Origin of the sequence: Vibrio mytili (assembly GCF_000830505.1) — a bacterium.
Taxonomy (GTDB): Bacteria; Pseudomonadota; Gammaproteobacteria; order Enterobacterales; family Vibrionaceae; genus Vibrio; species Vibrio mytili.
This window is the reverse complement of record NZ_JXOK01000002.1, coordinates 23,954-39,962: the sequence shown is the minus strand read 5'-3', so window position 1 is coordinate 39,962 and position 16,009 is coordinate 23,954. Positions and strand designations below refer to the sequence as shown.

General features: G+C 45.6%; 11 protein-coding genes and 2 pseudogenes. 5 read left to right on the top strand and 8 right to left on the bottom strand.

What is annotated here, in order from left to right; translation table 11 throughout:
* Together SU60_RS00400 and tal are read right to left on the bottom strand one after the other, a co-directional pair.
* Nucleotides 1–1,290 (bottom strand): transketolase family protein (locus SU60_RS00400; protein ID WP_041153820.1); only part of this gene is annotated, 1,290 nt, incomplete at its 3' end.
* Nucleotides 1,291–1,398: 108 nt separating this feature from the next.
* On the bottom strand, nt 1,399–2,349 hold the full coding sequence (tal, locus tag SU60_RS00395; RefSeq protein WP_041153819.1) for a transaldolase: 951 nt from the start codon (nt 2,347–2,349) through the stop codon (nt 1,399–1,401).
* A 464-nt stretch (nt 2,350–2,813) separates the two neighbouring features.
* Between tal and SU60_RS00390 the strand changes: the two genes are divergently transcribed.
* From SU60_RS00390 to SU60_RS00380, 3 genes are all read left to right on the top strand, one after another.
* Nucleotides 2,814–3,809 (top strand): sugar-binding transcriptional regulator, encoded by a 996-nt coding sequence (locus tag SU60_RS00390; protein WP_041153818.1) that lies wholly within the window; start codon nt 2,814–2,816, stop codon nt 3,807–3,809.
* A 419-nt stretch (nt 3,810–4,228) separates the two neighbouring features.
* Nucleotides 4,229–5,158, top strand: coding sequence for a TAXI family TRAP transporter solute-binding subunit (locus SU60_RS00385; RefSeq protein ID WP_041153817.1), 930 nt, complete (start codon nt 4,229–4,231; stop codon nt 5,156–5,158).
* Nucleotides 5,159–5,241: 83 nt separating this feature from the next.
* Nucleotides 5,242–7,137, top strand: a complete 1,896-nt coding sequence (locus SU60_RS00380; RefSeq protein ID WP_041153816.1) for a TRAP transporter permease — start codon at nt 5,242–5,244, stop codon at nt 7,135–7,137.
* A gap of 68 nt (nt 7,138–7,205) precedes the next feature.
* Here SU60_RS00380 and SU60_RS00375 read toward each other — a convergent pair whose 3' ends face one another.
* Genes SU60_RS00375 through moeA form a run of 4 tightly spaced genes read right to left on the bottom strand, consistent with a single transcriptional unit; the run spans nt 7,206 to nt 10,386 of the window.
* Entirely contained in the window at nt 7,206–8,045 is an 840-nt protein-coding gene (locus SU60_RS00375) for a sulfurtransferase (RefSeq protein ID WP_041153815.1), read from the bottom strand.
* A 22-nt stretch (nt 8,046–8,067) separates the two neighbouring features.
* Nucleotides 8,068–8,364 carry a hypothetical protein gene (locus SU60_RS00370; RefSeq protein WP_041153814.1) on the bottom strand — a complete coding sequence of 99 codons (297 nt, stop codon included), beginning with the start codon at nt 8,362–8,364 and terminating at the stop codon, nt 8,068–8,070.
* A gap of 27 nt (nt 8,365–8,391) precedes the next feature.
* Nucleotides 8,392–9,141, bottom strand: a complete 750-nt coding sequence (moeB, locus tag SU60_RS00365) for a molybdopterin-synthase adenylyltransferase MoeB (RefSeq protein WP_041153813.1) — start codon at nt 9,139–9,141, stop codon at nt 8,392–8,394.
* 9 nt (nt 9,142–9,150) lie between these two features.
* Nucleotides 9,151–10,386: a molybdopterin molybdotransferase MoeA gene (moeA, locus tag SU60_RS00360; RefSeq protein ID WP_041153812.1), complete on the bottom strand. Its 1,236-nt coding sequence runs from the start codon at nt 10,384–10,386 to the stop codon at nt 9,151–9,153.
* A gap of 351 nt (nt 10,387–10,737) precedes the next feature.
* Between moeA and folE the strand changes: the two genes are divergently transcribed.
* Together folE and SU60_RS00350 are read left to right on the top strand one after the other, a co-directional pair.
* On the top strand, nt 10,738–11,391 hold the full coding sequence (gene folE, locus SU60_RS00355; RefSeq protein ID WP_041153811.1) for a GTP cyclohydrolase I FolE: 654 nt from the start codon (nt 10,738–10,740) through the stop codon (nt 11,389–11,391).
* Between the two features lie 443 nt (nt 11,392–11,834).
* Nucleotides 11,835–13,073 carry an NRAMP family divalent metal transporter gene (locus SU60_RS00350; protein ID WP_041153810.1) on the top strand — a complete coding sequence of 413 codons (1,239 nt, stop codon included), beginning with the start codon at nt 11,835–11,837 and terminating at the stop codon, nt 13,071–13,073.
* Between the two features lie 48 nt (nt 13,074–13,121).
* Here the strand turns inward: SU60_RS00350 and SU60_RS00345 are convergent.
* Nucleotides 13,122–14,085: pseudogene (locus tag SU60_RS00345) on the bottom strand (TDT family transporter).
* 276 nt (nt 14,086–14,361) lie between these two features.
* A pseudogene (gene clcA, locus SU60_RS00340) lies at nt 14,362–15,764 on the bottom strand (H(+)/Cl(-) exchange transporter ClcA).
* Nucleotides 15,765–16,009: the final 245 nt, after the last annotated feature.

Genomic DNA, 16,009 nt, shown 5'->3' with positions numbered 1-16,009 from the left:
ACCGTAAGGAACGAAACCACCGTGCAATGCGATACCGTTCATGATCGCAGTCATACCGAATTCACGTACACCGTAATGGATGTAGTTACCCGAGAAGTCGCTTGCTTCTAGAGACTTAGAGCCAGACCACATAGTGAGGTTAGAAGGCGCTAAGTCAGCAGAGCCGCCCATGAACTCAGGCATGATGGCGCCAAATGCTTCTAGTGCATTTTGAGACGCTTTACGTGAGGCAATATTCGCAGGGTTTGCTTGAAGGTCAGCAATGATTTGGCTTGCTTTTTCTTCCCACTGTGCAGGTAGTTCACCATTTACGCGGCGTTTGAACTCAGCTGCCAGCTCAGGGTACGCTGCTTCATAAGCTGCAAATTTCTCGTTCCACGCTGCTTCCTTAGCTGCGCCTGTTTCTTTCGCTGACCATTCTGCGTAGATTTCTTGCGGAATTTCAAAAGGACCGTGCTCCCAACCGAGTTCTTTGCGTGTTGCTGCGATTTCTTCCGCACCTAGAGGTGCACCGTGACAGTCGTGAGAGCCAGACTTGTTAGGAGAGCCAAAGCCAATCACTGTCTTCGTACAGATAAGAGTTGGGCGTGGGTCTGCTTTTGCCGCTTCAATTGCTGCATTGATAGCTTCAGAATTGTGACCGTCTACCGCAGGAATAACGTGCCAGCCGTACGCTTCAAAACGCTTAGGTGTGTCATCAGAGAACCAACCTTCAACGTGACCGTCGATAGAGATGCCGTTGTCATCCCAGAATGCGATCAGTTTGCCTAGACCTAGCGTACCAGCAAGAGAACAAGCCTCGTGGGAGATGCCTTCCATCAAACAGCCATCACCCATGAATGCATAAGTGAAGTGATCAACGATGTCGTGGCCTTCTTTGTTAAACTGTGCTGCTAGCGCTTTTTCAGCGATTGCCATACCGACAGCGTTAGTGATGCCTTGACCTAGCGGACCTGTTGTTGTCTCGATACCTGGTGCATAGCCATATTCTGGGTGGCCTGGCGTTTTTGAGTGCAGTTGACGGAAGTTTTTCAGGTCGTCAATCGACAACTCATAACCTGTAAGGTGTAGCAGAGAGTAAATCAGCATTGAACCATGGCCGTTAGATAATACAAAACGGTCGCGATCCGCCCATTCTGGGTTAGATGGGTTGTGATTTAGATGAGAACGCCAAAGAACTTCAGCGATATCAGCCATACCCATAGGTGCGCCTGGGTGGCCAGAGTTAGCTTGTTGAACACCGTCCATGCTCAGCGCACGGATTGCGTTAGCCAGTTGTTTGCGGTTCATAGTAGATTCCGTAATCGTTAGGATTTAAAAAGTAATAGTCAAAATTAAGAGGGGAAGCGGGCGCTTCCCCTTGAATGTAATGTCCGTAAGCGGGAAATTGTCGAGCGATTAAAGCTTCGCCTCGATCATCGCTTCTAGTTTGCCTTGGTCAACGGCAAAGTTACGGATACCTTCAGCCAGTTTTTCAACCGCCATAGGGTCTTGGTTGTGTTCCCATAGGAACTCAGAGTGAGTCATTGGTGCAGGACGCTCAGCTGCGCCTTTAGAGTCAACCAACTTCTCAACCACTTCGCCTTCTGCCGCTTCTAGCTCAGCAAGTAGAGCAGGAGCGATAGTTAGACGGTCACAGCCAGCCAGTTCTAGGATCTCACCGATGTTACGGAAGCTTGCGCCCATTACGACAGTTTTGTAGCCGTACTCTTTGTAGTAGTTGTAGATCTTCGTTACAGACAGTACGCCTGGATCTTCTGAAGCTTCGAAGTCACGACCTTCTTTCGCTTTGTACCAGTCCATAATACGGCCAACGAATGGAGAAATTAGGAATACGCCAGCTTCTGCACAAGCACGCGCTTGAGCGAAAGAGAATAGAAGCGTCAGGTTACAGTTGATGCCTTCTTTTTCTAGGATTTCTGCTGCGCGGATACCTTCCCAAGTAGAAGCCAGTTTAATTAGGATACGATCATTAGTGATACCAGCATCATTGTACATTTTCACGAGCTGACGAGCTTTCGCTACGCTGCCTTCCATATCGTAAGAAAGGCGAGCATCAACTTCTGTAGAGATACGACCTGGAATCGTTTTTAGGATTTCTTTACCAATGTTTACAGCAAGCATGTCACAAGTGTCTTGAACTTGTTGTGCTTTGTCGTCGCTTTGTTCTTTTGCGTACGCAATAGAAGCATCGATCAGAGGTGCATACTCAGCAATTTGAGCCGCTTTTAGAATCAGAGAAGGGTTAGTTGTCGCATCTTCTGGTTGGTACTTTTTGATTGCGTCGATTTCACCCGTGTCAGCGACTACAGTGGTTAGTTTACGAAGTTGCTCTAATTTATTGCTCATTACGATCATCCTATTTCATGGGCTCATACTTTGCTAAAAGCATGAAGAGTGCATTTGCAAGCGTGTTAGCCGATATAAATGGGTATTTGTACTATCCGCTAACTTTTAACCTTCCCAGCGTAAGAACATTTGCTGTGAGCATTTGTTCTTTGTCTGAGTAAATGATGGCTCCATAATTATCTTATATAGACCAAATGTCAATTGTTGATTGGGAGGGAAAGTGACATTCATCAACTATTTTTCTCAATGTATAATCAGGTGTACAAAAATAAACGTTTGCCTATATGTGTTATAGCTTGGAGGCATAATAAAAACTCGTTTTATAGTGGTGAGAATTTGTTTTTGTGATGAGCAAATGTTGATGTCGAGTAGGGCTATGACATATGCTAAGTATGTGAGCGCTTGTAAGCGTGCTGAGTATTTGCCCTATTTTTGAGGGCTAACATGAGTGAATCAGATTGAATATGAGTAAATCCAGTACCGAGGTTTCTGCCGAAAACACCGATCTTTTGACCGAAATTTCGGTTGCCTATTATCAGGAAGGGGCAACGCAAGAAGAGATATCAAAAAAATTTGCGGTTTCCCGTGCGAAAGTGGGAAGAATGCTTAAGCAAGCAAGGGATGAAGGGATCGTTGAAATCACAGTAAAATACCATCCAGTATTTAGTGCAAAGATTGAACAGCGCCTTATTGAGCGTTTTGGAATAAAGCGAGCGCTGGTGGCACTGGATCAGCCTAGTGAGGAACAGCAGCGACTACAAGTTGCTGGACTAGTATCAAAATACATGGCCAGTTCTCTGCAGAGCGGAACCGTAGTGACCGTAGGCCAGGGGAGGAATGTGTCTGCAGTTGCGCATCACGTTGGCGTTATTCCCCAGAGAGACGTGAAATTTGTGTGTGGTATCGGTGGTATTCATCCGCGTGGCGGCATGTTTAACGCCGATCACATTTGCCGCCAGTTTGCTAAAAGTTACGGTGGGACTTCGGAAACGTTGTATGCACCTGCGTATGCCGAAAACCGAGAGCAGAAACTCGCCTTTATGCAAAATGCGACCGTTAAGCAGACCCTAGATCTTGCCCGTAAAGCTGATGTCGCACTGGTTGGTATCGGCGATATGAGTGAAAACAGTTATATGGTTGACCTTGGATGGTTTACTGCGGAAGAAGTGGTGCAATCACGCATGATGCAAGGTGTGGTCGGTGATTTCGCTGGCTATGATTTCTTCGATATCAATGGTAAATCGGCGAAGACCGTTATGAGTGATCGAATCATTGGTCTTGGCATTGATGAATTTCGTTCAGTATCGGAAGTGATCGCTATTGCCGCTGAAAACAGTAAGCCACTGGCGTTACTTGGCGCATTAAGAACAGGCGCAATCGATGTGATTGCAACAAGCGTGAGTAATGCGTTAACTGTTCTCAATCTCGATGAGCAGATGAACGGCAAAACTGAGGCTTAGTGGTGGCCTGTTAAGTTGTTGCTTTCAGCCAATTGCTGACTTTTCTACCAATCCAACCCCAAGGGTTCGAGCTCACCTGCCTCGGCTTAAAGAGTTCGAACCTTTCTTACCGACTCTAAGCTTAGCGCGTTTTCACCCCGGTCTGATGAGTCTATATTCATTTCGATTGTGTTCTTTATTGGACGTTTTGCGTACGAATCTCTCATTTCACTGAACGTACGTTTGCTATTTCTTCTTATGCATATCATAACATTATGGAGTATATCCAAGTCACCTCAATGAGCTTAGTTCAGCACAAGTGGTTTGTTACACCGGAGTGTTCCGATACGAATTAACGCATTGTTGCTGAAAGAGGTTTATAGAGGTTCGTTCGCTCTAATAATCAATAAGAAAACAATCAATAAGAACAAGGAGTATTTATGTATCAGGCACTAAGGAATGGGCTAATAGCACTTGCTGTCGTGTTTTCAACGTCAACGATGGCTGAGAATTATACGATAGGTACTGGTAGTCAGAGTGGTACTTATTATCCTCTGGGGGGCATGTTGGCCAAGATCTGGAGTGAAAATTTATCTGACTTCAACATGCGAGCTGAGGTGACGGCGGCATCGGTTGAAAATACGATTAAAGTTTCTACTAACAAACAATTGGTTGGTATCGCACAAGGTAATGTTGTTTTACAAGCCTATGAAGGTACAAAGCCTTTTCCACGTAAAATGGACGTGTCAGTATTGTTTGCTTTGTATCCGAATGCGGTTCAATTTATCGTTCCTGCAAATTCTGACATTCAGTCTGTCGCTGATCTAAAAGGCAAGCGCGTTTCGCTAGGCGCTCCTGGGTCAGGTACGCGTGTTAGTGCAATCAATATCCTAAACACCTTGGGCGTGACAGAAGATGATATTAAAGCCCAATCTCTTAACTACACCGCGACTACAAGCGCAATCGCCAACAACCAAATCGATGCTGGTGTTATTGTAGGTAGTGTGGGTGTCGGGGCGATTACCGAGCTTGCGTTGACTCGTGACATTCGTGTTTTGAGCTTCAGTGATGATGAACTAAAACAGATTGCAGCCGCTTACCCATCTTATCTGGAACTCGATGTTCCGGCAGACTCTTACAACAAAGTGCCTGCATTTAAAGTGCCAGCCGTTTGGAATGTGCTGGTCGTGAATAAGAACATGAGCGAAGACATGGCCTACCAGCTTACGAAAACAACGTTTGATCATATTGACGACATTCGTCAGGTGTTAGGTGTGACCAAGTTCACCACCATTGAAAACATGGCTAAGCTTGAAGGTGTGCCGCTTCATCCGGGTGCTATGAAATACCTACAGGAACAACAGAAGTAATTCATGTTAAGAAGTAATCATATAAGCGGCTGTATCTACTTATCATCGTTTGTATGGGCATGAATCGTTACATGGAGTAAGCGATGAGTCATATTCATCCGAGTAACCAGAAAATTACTGATGTGATACTTTCGATAGCCGCTATTGCGGCTATCGCTTTATCCGTCTTTCAAATTTGGCAGGGGATTGTTGCTAGTTTATCTGCCCCTGTATTTCGTCCTATCCATGTTAGTTGGGTATTGGCGATTGCGTTCTTAGTCTATCCCACTTTCAAAACCAAAAGTTCGTTCCCTATCTATCTATTGGGCAGAGTTATTGACTTTGCTCTTGTTACTTTGACGTGTTGGGCGTCCTTACAAATCGCGACATTTGATTACGATGACATTACGTTCTTACTGGATGGCTTGGGCACGGTAGATCAAGCCGCTGGTGTTATATTAATTGTAATGTTGCTCGAAGCCACAAGGCGTACAGTTGGGCTCGTCATGGTGGTGATCGCAGCGTCATTTTTGGCTTATGCCATGTTTGGTGATGTGTTGCCAAGTAACGTAGCGAGCAAAGGGTTTTCAATCGAAGAGATCATCCGTTTCCACATTTACTCCACCAATGGGGTTTATGGTGCGCCACTCGCAATAGCGGCGGGTGTGGTCTTTATTTTTGTGTTGTTCGGTGCATTTCTTCAGGTCACTGGAGCAGGCCAGTTCTTCATTGATATGGCATTCGCGTTAGCGGGTAAATATCGAGGTGGGCCAGCTAAGGCAAGTGTAGTTGCATCAGCGGCATTAGGCTCTATTTCCGGCTCGGCGATTGCTAACACCGTAACTACTGGGTCATTAACGATACCGATGATGAAAAAGCTCGGCTATAAGCCAGAGCAAGCCGCAGGTATTGAAGCTGCTGCGTCAACGGGTGGGCAGATCATGCCGCCAGTTATGGGAGCGGGAGCTTTTGTGATGGCGCAATTTACCGGGATTCCCTACAGCGATATCTTATTGGTTTCTATCGCGCCGGCAATTTTGTATTTCGCCTGTACATTGCTATATGTCCATTTGATGGCATGTAAGCTGGGACTGCAAGGTATGGCAGTCAAAGAACAAATATCTACGGTGTTAAAAGATGGCTGGCATTATTTAGTTCCGCTCATATTAATTACCACATTATTGATGATGAGCTATTCGCCCATTCTAGTGGGAGTCATTGGTTGTGTGGCTATTCTTGTCGCAGCGATGACGCGCAAACACAGTCGTATTAACGTGAAGCTATTTTTTGAAGGCCTCAGAGAAGGAGCATTGCTTGCTATTCCTATTTCTGTTGCCTGTGCAACTGCCGGTATTGTGGTCGGCGTTGTTGGTCAAACTGGAATTGGTTTGCAGTTTACTCAATTTCTTATCGCGATGTCTGGAGGACACCTTTGGTCGGTACTTGCGTTAATTGCAGTAGCGGCTGTGGTTCTCGGTATGGGATTACCCGTCACGGCAGCCTATATCGTTTTATCGATAATGGCGGTTCCTGCGTTGATGGACTTTGGGTTGGGGATCTTAACTGCGCATATGATCGTGTTCTGGTTATCTCAAACTTCAAATGTGACACCGCCTATCGCTTTGGCAGCGTTTGCAGGGGCAGGGATTGCGAACGCCTCTCCAATGCGCTCTGCCGTTCAGGCGTTTAAGTTGGCTCAGGGCTTTTTCTTGATCCCCGCGATGATGGCTTTTTCGGGATTGATCTGGATTGATGGTGAGCCCGTACATTTTGTGATTGGTATTATTTCGACCATCAGTCTGATTGTCGCGTTTGCGGGAGGCATTGAAGGCCGTCTGTTTGCTCCACTGCAACAGTGGCAGCGAGCCGTGTTACTCGCAATGGCATTGGGTGTTTTATTTATGTCTGATATCTACCGATTGGTTGCCTTGGTGGTGATAATTGCTGTATGTCTGCTTAACTATCGTCAGCCAGACAGCCCAGCTCCAAATGCATCATGAGGATGACGAAGTAAAAATATCAACGCCTTCATTATTGAAGCGTTTTTACTCGGCGCTTCAAGGCCGATCTACTGGCCGTTATGGTCAATTGGAAGGGAATCACTTGCCCCCCATTCAGTCCACGAACCGTCATAGACAGAAAGGTTATGCCTGCCTAACTGAGAGGCTGCTAACAGTAAAATACAAGCTGTCACACCTGATCCACAGCTGAAAATAAACGGCTTCTCATTATTCAACTTGAGTGCATTAAATGCTTTGTCTAATTCAGGTATGGACTTTATCCGCCCCTCAGCTAACAGTGTTTGAAAAGGCAAACACACGGAATTAGGGATGTGTCCACTGCGGATGCCTTTGCGCGGTTCTGGGACCTCTGCGTAAAAACGTGCTGTTGAGCGGGCGTCAATGATGTTTGCGCTTTGATTATTAGAATGGGTAAGCACGGCTTGTACGTCTAAAAATGCGCTGTTATCAAGTTTGCCATTGAAGTTACCCTGTCCGTTTGGGGTAGCCAGTTCTTCTACGGTGGGCAAGCCCGCATCAAGCCATGCTGGCAATCCACCATTCAAAATAGTGACATTGTGATGACCCATGGCTTTAAACATCCACCATGCGCGAGGTGAGGCGAGTGTTCCTGAGTTGTCATAAACAACAATATGATCTTCGTTGTTTAATCCCATTTCCTGTGCGCGAACATTAAACGCTTCTTCGGTTGGCATCATATGAGGAAGAGGTGTGTCTTTAAGGCAAAACTCATTGTCATAATCGAAGCGCAGTGAGCCCGGGATCCATTTATTTGATATCTTTTTACCTTCAGACGGGATTTGAAATCGAATACTCGCGTCCAAGATTTTTACGTTGGGTTGTTCTAAAAGCGTTTGCAGTTGTTGTACGTCTATCAATGGTTGCATGATTGATTCCTTTCAGTGCTTTTTACTCGCAGCTTATCAATGAGAGTGGCTGCTTAATAGCGCTATCTGTTGCCTGCTTAAACGTTGCGGTTGCGCCTTCCGAGCAAGATACGCTGATGGGGACGGAAACGCGCTGTTGACCCGTCGTGACCGCATCAATCGTCAAGTAACGTCGTTGTCCATCTAAAGACTGGGTTAACGTGTTGCTAATCACTGTGGCTGAAACGGTTTTCTCTGTAGAAGGCGGTATCAACAAAAGCAGTAATAACATGGCGCTCAAGCAAGCAAAAACCAAAATGTACGTTTTGGGGTTGTCCAATATGGAACTCCAAGCATTTCGTATAAGTTAGCCACAGACTGGGCAGTTAGGCATTTTCGTTAAGTTCAGCTCTCGCCAAGACATACTCAGTGCGTCAAGAATTAACACCTTCCCTTTTTTGGGTTGGCCAAAATTGGCAATCACTTTGATGGCTTCCATTGCTTGTACCGCGCCGACAATACCTACGACTGGCGCCATGATGCCCGCTTCTACGCAGCTTAAAGTAGCGCTGCCAAAAAGCGCACTTAAGCACTGATAACAAGGTTGTTTAGGATCTTCGTAGGTGAAAACACTCACTTGTCCTTCCATACGGATAGCAGCGCCGGATATTAACGGTGTTTTAGTAATGAAACACAAACGGTTTAGTTGATTACGAGTGTCGACATTATCAGATGCGTCTACTACCACCGTGTGCTGTTCGATCAATGATTGCAGTTCGAGATCGCCGAGTCGCTTGGCAATGGTATTGACTTTGAGGTGAGGGTTTAGCATGTGCAACGCATCCGCGGCAGAGTCAACTTTGTATCTGCCAATATCCGAATCGTGGTGCAACACCTGGCGTTGGAGGTTAGATAATTCGACAATGTCATCATCAATTAACGTCATGCTACCAACGCCGGCGGTGGCTAAATATTGGCTACTCGCGCAACCTAAACCGCCTGCACCTAATATCAGTATAGAGCTCTGCTTGAGCGCTTCTTGCCCATCAAAGTCAAACTGTCGCAGGATGATTTGACGGTTATAACGCAGCATTTCTTGATCAGATAGAATATCCACAACATGTACCTAGTAAAGCGTTGAATTAAACAGTTGGATGTTGACTGTTTCGCCAATTTCGACACGGCCACGCTCACGCTCTAGTACGACAAAACAGTTGGCTAAACTCATTGAACGAAATGCGCCGGAGCTTTGGTTTCCGGTGGTTTCGACTACGAATTGCCCATCTTGTATTGAATAGATGCCGCGTTGGTAGTCGGTTCTTCCTGGCACTTTCTTAAAGGCAGTCTTAGTGGTGGCTGGGATAGACTCTGGTGCTTTCCACTGCGTATGTCCAGCGAGTTTTGCCAGCATTGGCTGAACCAAAACATACATGGTCATGATTGCAGAAACTGGGTTACCTGGCAGGCCACAAAACCAGGCGGTGGAAAGCTTGCCAAACGCGAAAGGTTTACCGGGCTTAATTGCCAATTTCCAAAAGCCAATTTCTCCAAGTTCCTCAAGAATGTCTTTGGTGTAATCTGCTTCACCGACACTGACACCGCCTGAGGTCACCACGACATCGGCCAGCATTTGGGCTTGCTCGAAGGTTGACTTTAATGTTTCTGGACAATCAGGGATGATGCCGAGATCCACCGCTTCACAACCAAAGTTCTCAATTAAAGGCTTAATACCGTAGCGATTGCTATCGTATATTTGTCCTTCACTCAAATTCTCGCCCACTGGCTTGAGTTCATCGCCAGTCGAGAAGAAAGCCACTTTGGGTTTACGAACCACCGTGACATGGCTGATCCCAAGTGAAGCAATCATCGGAATATCGCGTGGCGTTAAACGTACGCCCTGTGCTAATACGAGGTCGTTTTGCTTAATGTCGTCTCCAATAGGGCGAATGTTGTTTTGGGGTTTGATTTCTGCCTGTTTAAAGAGAATGCCGCTTTCTGTGACATCGGTATTCTCTTGCATGATCACCGCGTCAGATCCTTCAGGTATTTTGGCGCCCGTCATAATGCGTATGCAAGTGCCTTGTGGCCAATCCCCTTCAAATGGTTGACCTGCGAATGATTTTCCCGCTAGTGGTAACACCTTGGAAGTCTCAAGGTCTTGACGGCGAATGGCATATCCATCCATTGCTGAGTTGTCGAAGGGCGGAACATCAATAGGAGATAAGACGTCTTCAGCCAATACGTAACCAAGTGCATCCGCGATTGGCAGTGAAAGTGTCGTTTGGATTGGTTTAATTCGCGACAGCATTTTATCCATCGCCTCTTCAATTGGCATCAAGCCAGGAGCATCACAACAGCCCATTGATATAATCCTATATTCTTATGTTTTAAGATAACTTTACCATAAAAGCGCGTAGTGGATACCCAAGCATCCTGAAGTCATTTGGGTATACAAGTATATCCATCCGTAAAATATGGATGTAATTATTAAAAAATCCGAGTATCCTTGTCACCCATCCTAAGGGGGTAAAATCCTTGTAGGGCGGGAGAAAACAGCCCAGTGCATTCTTAACATATGATGTTTATTCGCGAACAAGCTTTACTGCTCGGTTTACGCGATATAAACATAGCACTGAGTGACTGAAACGCTAACGGTGAGCAAACGGCGATTGAATGTCAATCCGTTAGTGGTAGTAATCAAAGAGGAAGTGCCATGTCAGGTCTCAGCGAGTCAGCGAAGTTAGTAAAAGAAGCGCTAGAGGAACGCGGATTAGAAACGCCAATGCGTCCTAATAATGCGAGCCGTGAAGAGAAAAAGGAAAAGATCGAATATCATATGCGTGAGATCTTAGGCCTGCTTCAACTTGACCTAACTGATGACAGTTTGGAAGAAACGCCACACCGTATTGCGAAAATGTATGTCGACGAAATTTTCTCAGGTTTGGACTATTCTAACTTTCCTAAAATCACTGTTATTGAAAACAAGATGAATGTCAGTGAAATGGTACGTGTGAAAGACATTACGGTAACCAGCACTTGTGAACATCACTTAGTGACCATTGATGGTAAAGCTGCGGTCGCCTACATCCCTCGTGGTAAAATTATCGGTTTATCGAAAATTAATCGAATTGTTCGCTTCTTCGCTCAGCGTCCTCAAGTTCAGGAGCGCATGACTCAGCAGATTTTAACTGCTCTGCAAACATTACTTGAATCCGATGATGTTGCGGTTACCATCGATGCAACGCATTATTGCGTCAAATCACGTGGAGTGATGGATGCAACCAGTGAAACGACAACAACGGCACTGGGTGGGATTTTCAAAAGCAACCCAGCAACACGTGCTGAGTTTTTACACGGTTTAAGATAAGCAAAAAATTCGACGAAGAAGAGGATGGCAGTAGTCATCCTCTTTTTTATGTATACATCTAATTAACCTTAAGAACTGTGTTACACACGGTGAGTCTGGTTTTTAAGCGAAGCGATAGTTTAGGGATTATTCTGTCAGTTAGAGCGTTAATCCTTTCGACATTGAGTATCAGACACAAAGCATACAGACACCCTCATTTACCCTTGAACGCCTGCGTTTTTTGTTGTTTAGAAGCAGAAATAGGGTAAGTTGGTTGTAATAAAAAAATTTATACAACTCTGTGTTGACAGTCACAATAGATACTTTTAGTATATGCGCCCAACGAGTGGCTACAGACTTGTAATCATTTGTTTTGAAAGAGATATCCTCTAAGCTCAGCTGATCTCGGTCAGTTGTCTTTCTATTTTTATAATAATAGGAAGACAACAAAATTGAGAATTGGCATGACGACACAAAGCACCATCAAAACTACCTCTATATCCAGTCCCGTAGCAGAAACCAATTGGCAAAATAAAGCCATGCTAAGCGTCGCATTCTTAATGGCGACCACTTCAGTCGGCCCCGGCTTTCTGACGCAAACTGCCGTCTTTACCAATATCTATCAAATAGACATGGCCTTTCCTGTACTCGCATCCATCTTTATTACCTTTGGTATTGTGATGAACCTATGGCGCATTGTTGGTGTTTCTGGCATGCGTATTCAAGATATTGCTAATAAGGTAGCCCCGGGTATGGGCTATGGTGTTGGTATTTTGCTAGCGTTGGGTGCCGTCGCCTTTAACTTTGGTAACGTAAGCGGTGCGGCTCTTGGTATCAATGTACTCACCGGTGTTGATACGACTTGGGGCGCACTTTTTACGGGATTGGTTGGATGTTTGTTGTTTGTGGTTCATAACGCATCGAAGCGAATGGATCAGATGGCCCGTTACCTCGGTTTGTTCATGATCATCTTGATTGCTTATGTGGCGATGACAAGCTTACCACCCATGGGTGAAACCTTAAGTGCTGCCGTGATGCCTTCTGATGTAGGCAGCTTGCTCTTACCAACGTTGACCATTGTTGGTGGTGCGGTAGGGGGTTACTACACAGGCGCTCAGAGACTCGTTGATATTGGTTTAAAGGGCAAAGAGAACGTTCCATCAATCAAAGCGACTGCATGGGCAGGTATCTCAATCGCGGTGGTGATCCGTATCTTGTTGTTCCTTGCTGTCTTTGGCGTGATTGCAACAGGTGCGACGTTAGATGCGTCTAATCCGGCAGCAGATGCTTTCCGTCAGGGAGCCGGGCAATTGGGTTACTTCATTTTTGGGCTGGTACTGTTTGTGGCTTCTATCACCTCTGTTGTCGGTAACTCTTACATGGCAATCTCACTCATTAAGACTTTGTTCCCAGTCGTTGCTCGTCATGAAAAAGCATGGTGTATAGGGTTCATCATTATTACTTCGCTCGGTACCGTAACCATGAACATGCCAATTCTTTTATTGATGCTTGCTGGTTTGGTTAACAGCATTATTCTGCCAATCGTATTAGGCACTGTGCTTGTTGCGACAAAAAGAAAAGATATTGTTGGAGACTATCAGCATCCTATGTATCTCACGTTGACTGGTGTTGCCATTGTGGTCGTGATGGCAGCGTCGAGCTTGACTAACATCGGTAACTTCATGGCCAAATTTACTGGGTGAACGTAGTTTGGTTCCGAATAAAAAAATAGGCCTCGATGAGGCCTATTTTTATGCTTGTTTAGACCGATTATGGACTATTTCTGGCCAGTACATTTTTACATACCCCGCCGATACCCAAACGACTAAGACTGTCGCGATGCTAAGTTCAAGAAAGCCAAAATCGTGAAGCCAATGCCACTGTGGTGAGCTTCCGCGAAAAATGAAGTCAATCGATGCATCGCAATAGCGCTGATCACTGAAGGAAAAGTCACTGCAGCGATAGAGGGCTGAAACTTCAAACGCAACAAGCGAAAATAGCACAGATAAATGAGCAAGGTCATTGTGATGGCGATGCCTGCCAGTGCGCCTGTCAATATTGGATCAGGTTCCGGAAAATTGACCAAATACGCTGCAAGTGACAGGTTTACTGGTGCAGCCATAATTGCAAGGGTTGGTCTTGCTCGTCTAGGGAGCGAACCAAAAAACACTAAGCGATATAAAACCAGCGGTAGCATGAAAAAGTATATGCCGATGCATATCAGGGCAAGGCTCTCCGAAAACAAATTATGGCCTAATTGAGAGCCAGCGAGCGAACTACTAATAAGGCCAACGGGGTAAAGGAACCAACTCGGTACAATGTTCGACATCTTAAAGTTTTTGAGCTGAAAGCCAAAAAATAGCACCATCATTGAAAAATGGAGTAAAACGGCCGCAAACCATATTGGGTAAGCGATGATGGGGGCCACGGAAGCTACATAGTCGGTCAGGATCAGTACCGCCATGCTCATTGGCGCCATTAAACTGCCAGTAAGTGGGTGACGAATGTCTGCCATAAATAGCCGTGGGCTAGTCGTATATTTGATGAGTACAGGTGCGAGGAGTATCGCTCCCAATAATGATAAGAAAGGCCGTATTGGCTCACCAATACTTGGCACATACAGGCCCATGCTTGGCCTAAGCCAACTATTCCAAGCGCCAACGCTGCTTGTGACGGTGGTACACTGTAAAACTGTACAAGTCTTCGCCAGTTCAAATCTACTCCGAAAATCTTTGCCCGAATGAATACAGATGAAACTAAGAGTAATAGTTACTCTACTCTATTTGGCGCGAATACTAACAAGTTTACCCAACGGTTGCTTATAAAAGGTGCAGACGAAGTATCAAAGAATCGTTATTTTGTGAGTTTGGTATCGATCTGGTAGGAAAACCTGCAAAAGTGAAAGCTTTTCACAATGAAACGTTCACTGTTGCAGTTTTCGCTCAAGTCTCCATCGCTGAACTAAGGCTGTTTAGCGAGTTATGTGTGGGACTAATTGGCTTGGTTTTCTGGCAGATCTTGTTGGCGTAGTTTGTCATTTTTGAGCGTGCGGCGGAGCAGTTGGCTATAGATTGGCTGTCCACCAAGTAGCTGAGCAAAAATAACCGCACCCAAACAAGTAATGATGAGGGGCAAGATTAAGTAATAGTTATTGGTCATTTCAATGACAAGTAAAATACCAGTAATGGGCGCACGTACTGTTGCGGCAAATAAAGCCCCCATGCCTGCAATCGCAAACATACCAGGCTCAATGCTTAGAGACGGCAGTAACACGTCTGCGCTAGCACCAAAGGCGTAACCAAACAATGTGCCTAAGGCGAGCATCGGCGCAAAGATACCACCTGGCGCGCCTGAGCCAAAACACAGCAAAGTTGTTACGACGCGACCTACAAACAGCAAGCCGAGAATCGTGATGGAATAATTGCCATTGGTGATGTCAGGAATAATATCGATACCACCGCCTGTGAGCTGTGGCACGTATAAAAGTAATAACCAAATGTGCCACCTAGGATAGAGCCGGTGATCAGGTAACGCTTACGATTGTTTTTGTGGATTGCAACAAATGTATCTTGAGCAAGAGTGATGAGCTTGTTGAACACGACCCCAAAAATTCCGAATAAGACGCCTAACAGCAAGAATAGCCACAATGTCTGAAGCTCTGGTGGCTGGTATTGTGGCATGGTGATCACAGCGCTTTGACCGTTGATCGAACGAAACACAATATTGGCCATAATGGCTGAGATAATCACTGCGCGAATGGAGATCAACGAGTAACGAAATTGAGGTCTCATCTCTTCGACAACAAACATGATGCCTGCCAGCGGTGCATTAAATGCGGCAGCTAAGCCACCTGCCGCACCGGAGGCTAGCAAAGAGTGGCGTGTATCATCATCTTTGACTCGAAATATATCGGTAACCATGCGGCCAACAGCACCGCCCATTTGCACGGTTGGGCCTTCTCGTCCCAGGACCATACCTGAACCCAGAGCACCCATACCGCCAAAAAACTTCACGGGAATCACTCGCCACCAACGTACTGGGCGGATATTGTCCATCGCCCCTTCAATTTCAGGGATTCCTGAGCCTGCGGCTTCTGGCGCAAAACGATGGACAAGAAAATAACCAATAAAAGCTAGCAATGCACTGATAAGAACAGCGGCGAGCCAAAGGGGAAGTGCGCTACCAATCTCTCCTCTCAACCATTCGGTTCGGGTCTCGGAGACAAAATGGACTGCATGCTCAAAGTAAGTACCAACCAAGCCAGCAAGTATGCCAACCATAGCTGCCATGATGAGAACGGAGATGGGAGCAGATCCTCGAGAGACAAACTGGTTAATCGCGTCTTTAGGTACGTGCGCTAACACAGATTTAACAATTTTCTCTCGCTTGGTCATTAAAAAGTCTCCGGTATTCCGATATATAGTGCGTTGGGGTACAAAGTATACGCTTCGATCAGTCTAGGCCTAATCAATAAAGATGCAATTTAGCTTTTCAATATTGAATTGTTGTTCATCTATTCAGCTCTTTTATGCTATCGGTTTTATAGCGCTAACTCAACGGGACAAATCATAAAACCTTGCTTAGGTCAGACCCTAGTAATGCAGCGATGTTTAGTCCTTGTTTAACAAATAAGATAAAA

Coding starts and splice junctions, on each gene's coding strand:
- folE (WP_041153811.1), top strand. CDS start 10,738: ATGTCAGGTCTCAGCGAGTCAGCGAAGTTAGTAAAAGAAGCGCTAGAG.
- SU60_RS00385 (WP_041153817.1), top strand. CDS start 4,229: ATGTATCAGGCACTAAGGAATGGGCTAATAGCACTTGCTGTCGTGTTT.
- tal (WP_041153819.1), bottom strand. CDS start 2,349: ATGAGCAATAAATTAGAGCAACTTCGTAAACTAACCACTGTAGTCGCT.
- SU60_RS00380 (WP_041153816.1), top strand. CDS start 5,242: ATGAGTCATATTCATCCGAGTAACCAGAAAATTACTGATGTGATACTT.
- SU60_RS00390 (WP_041153818.1), top strand. CDS start 2,814: ATGAGTAAATCCAGTACCGAGGTTTCTGCCGAAAACACCGATCTTTTG.
- moeA (WP_041153812.1), bottom strand. CDS start 10,386: ATGGGCTGTTGTGATGCTCCTGGCTTGATGCCAATTGAAGAGGCGATG.
- SU60_RS00375 (WP_041153815.1), bottom strand. CDS start 8,045: ATGCAACCATTGATAGACGTACAACAACTGCAAACGCTTTTAGAACAA.
- SU60_RS00350 (WP_041153810.1), top strand. CDS start 11,835: ATGACGACACAAAGCACCATCAAAACTACCTCTATATCCAGTCCCGTA.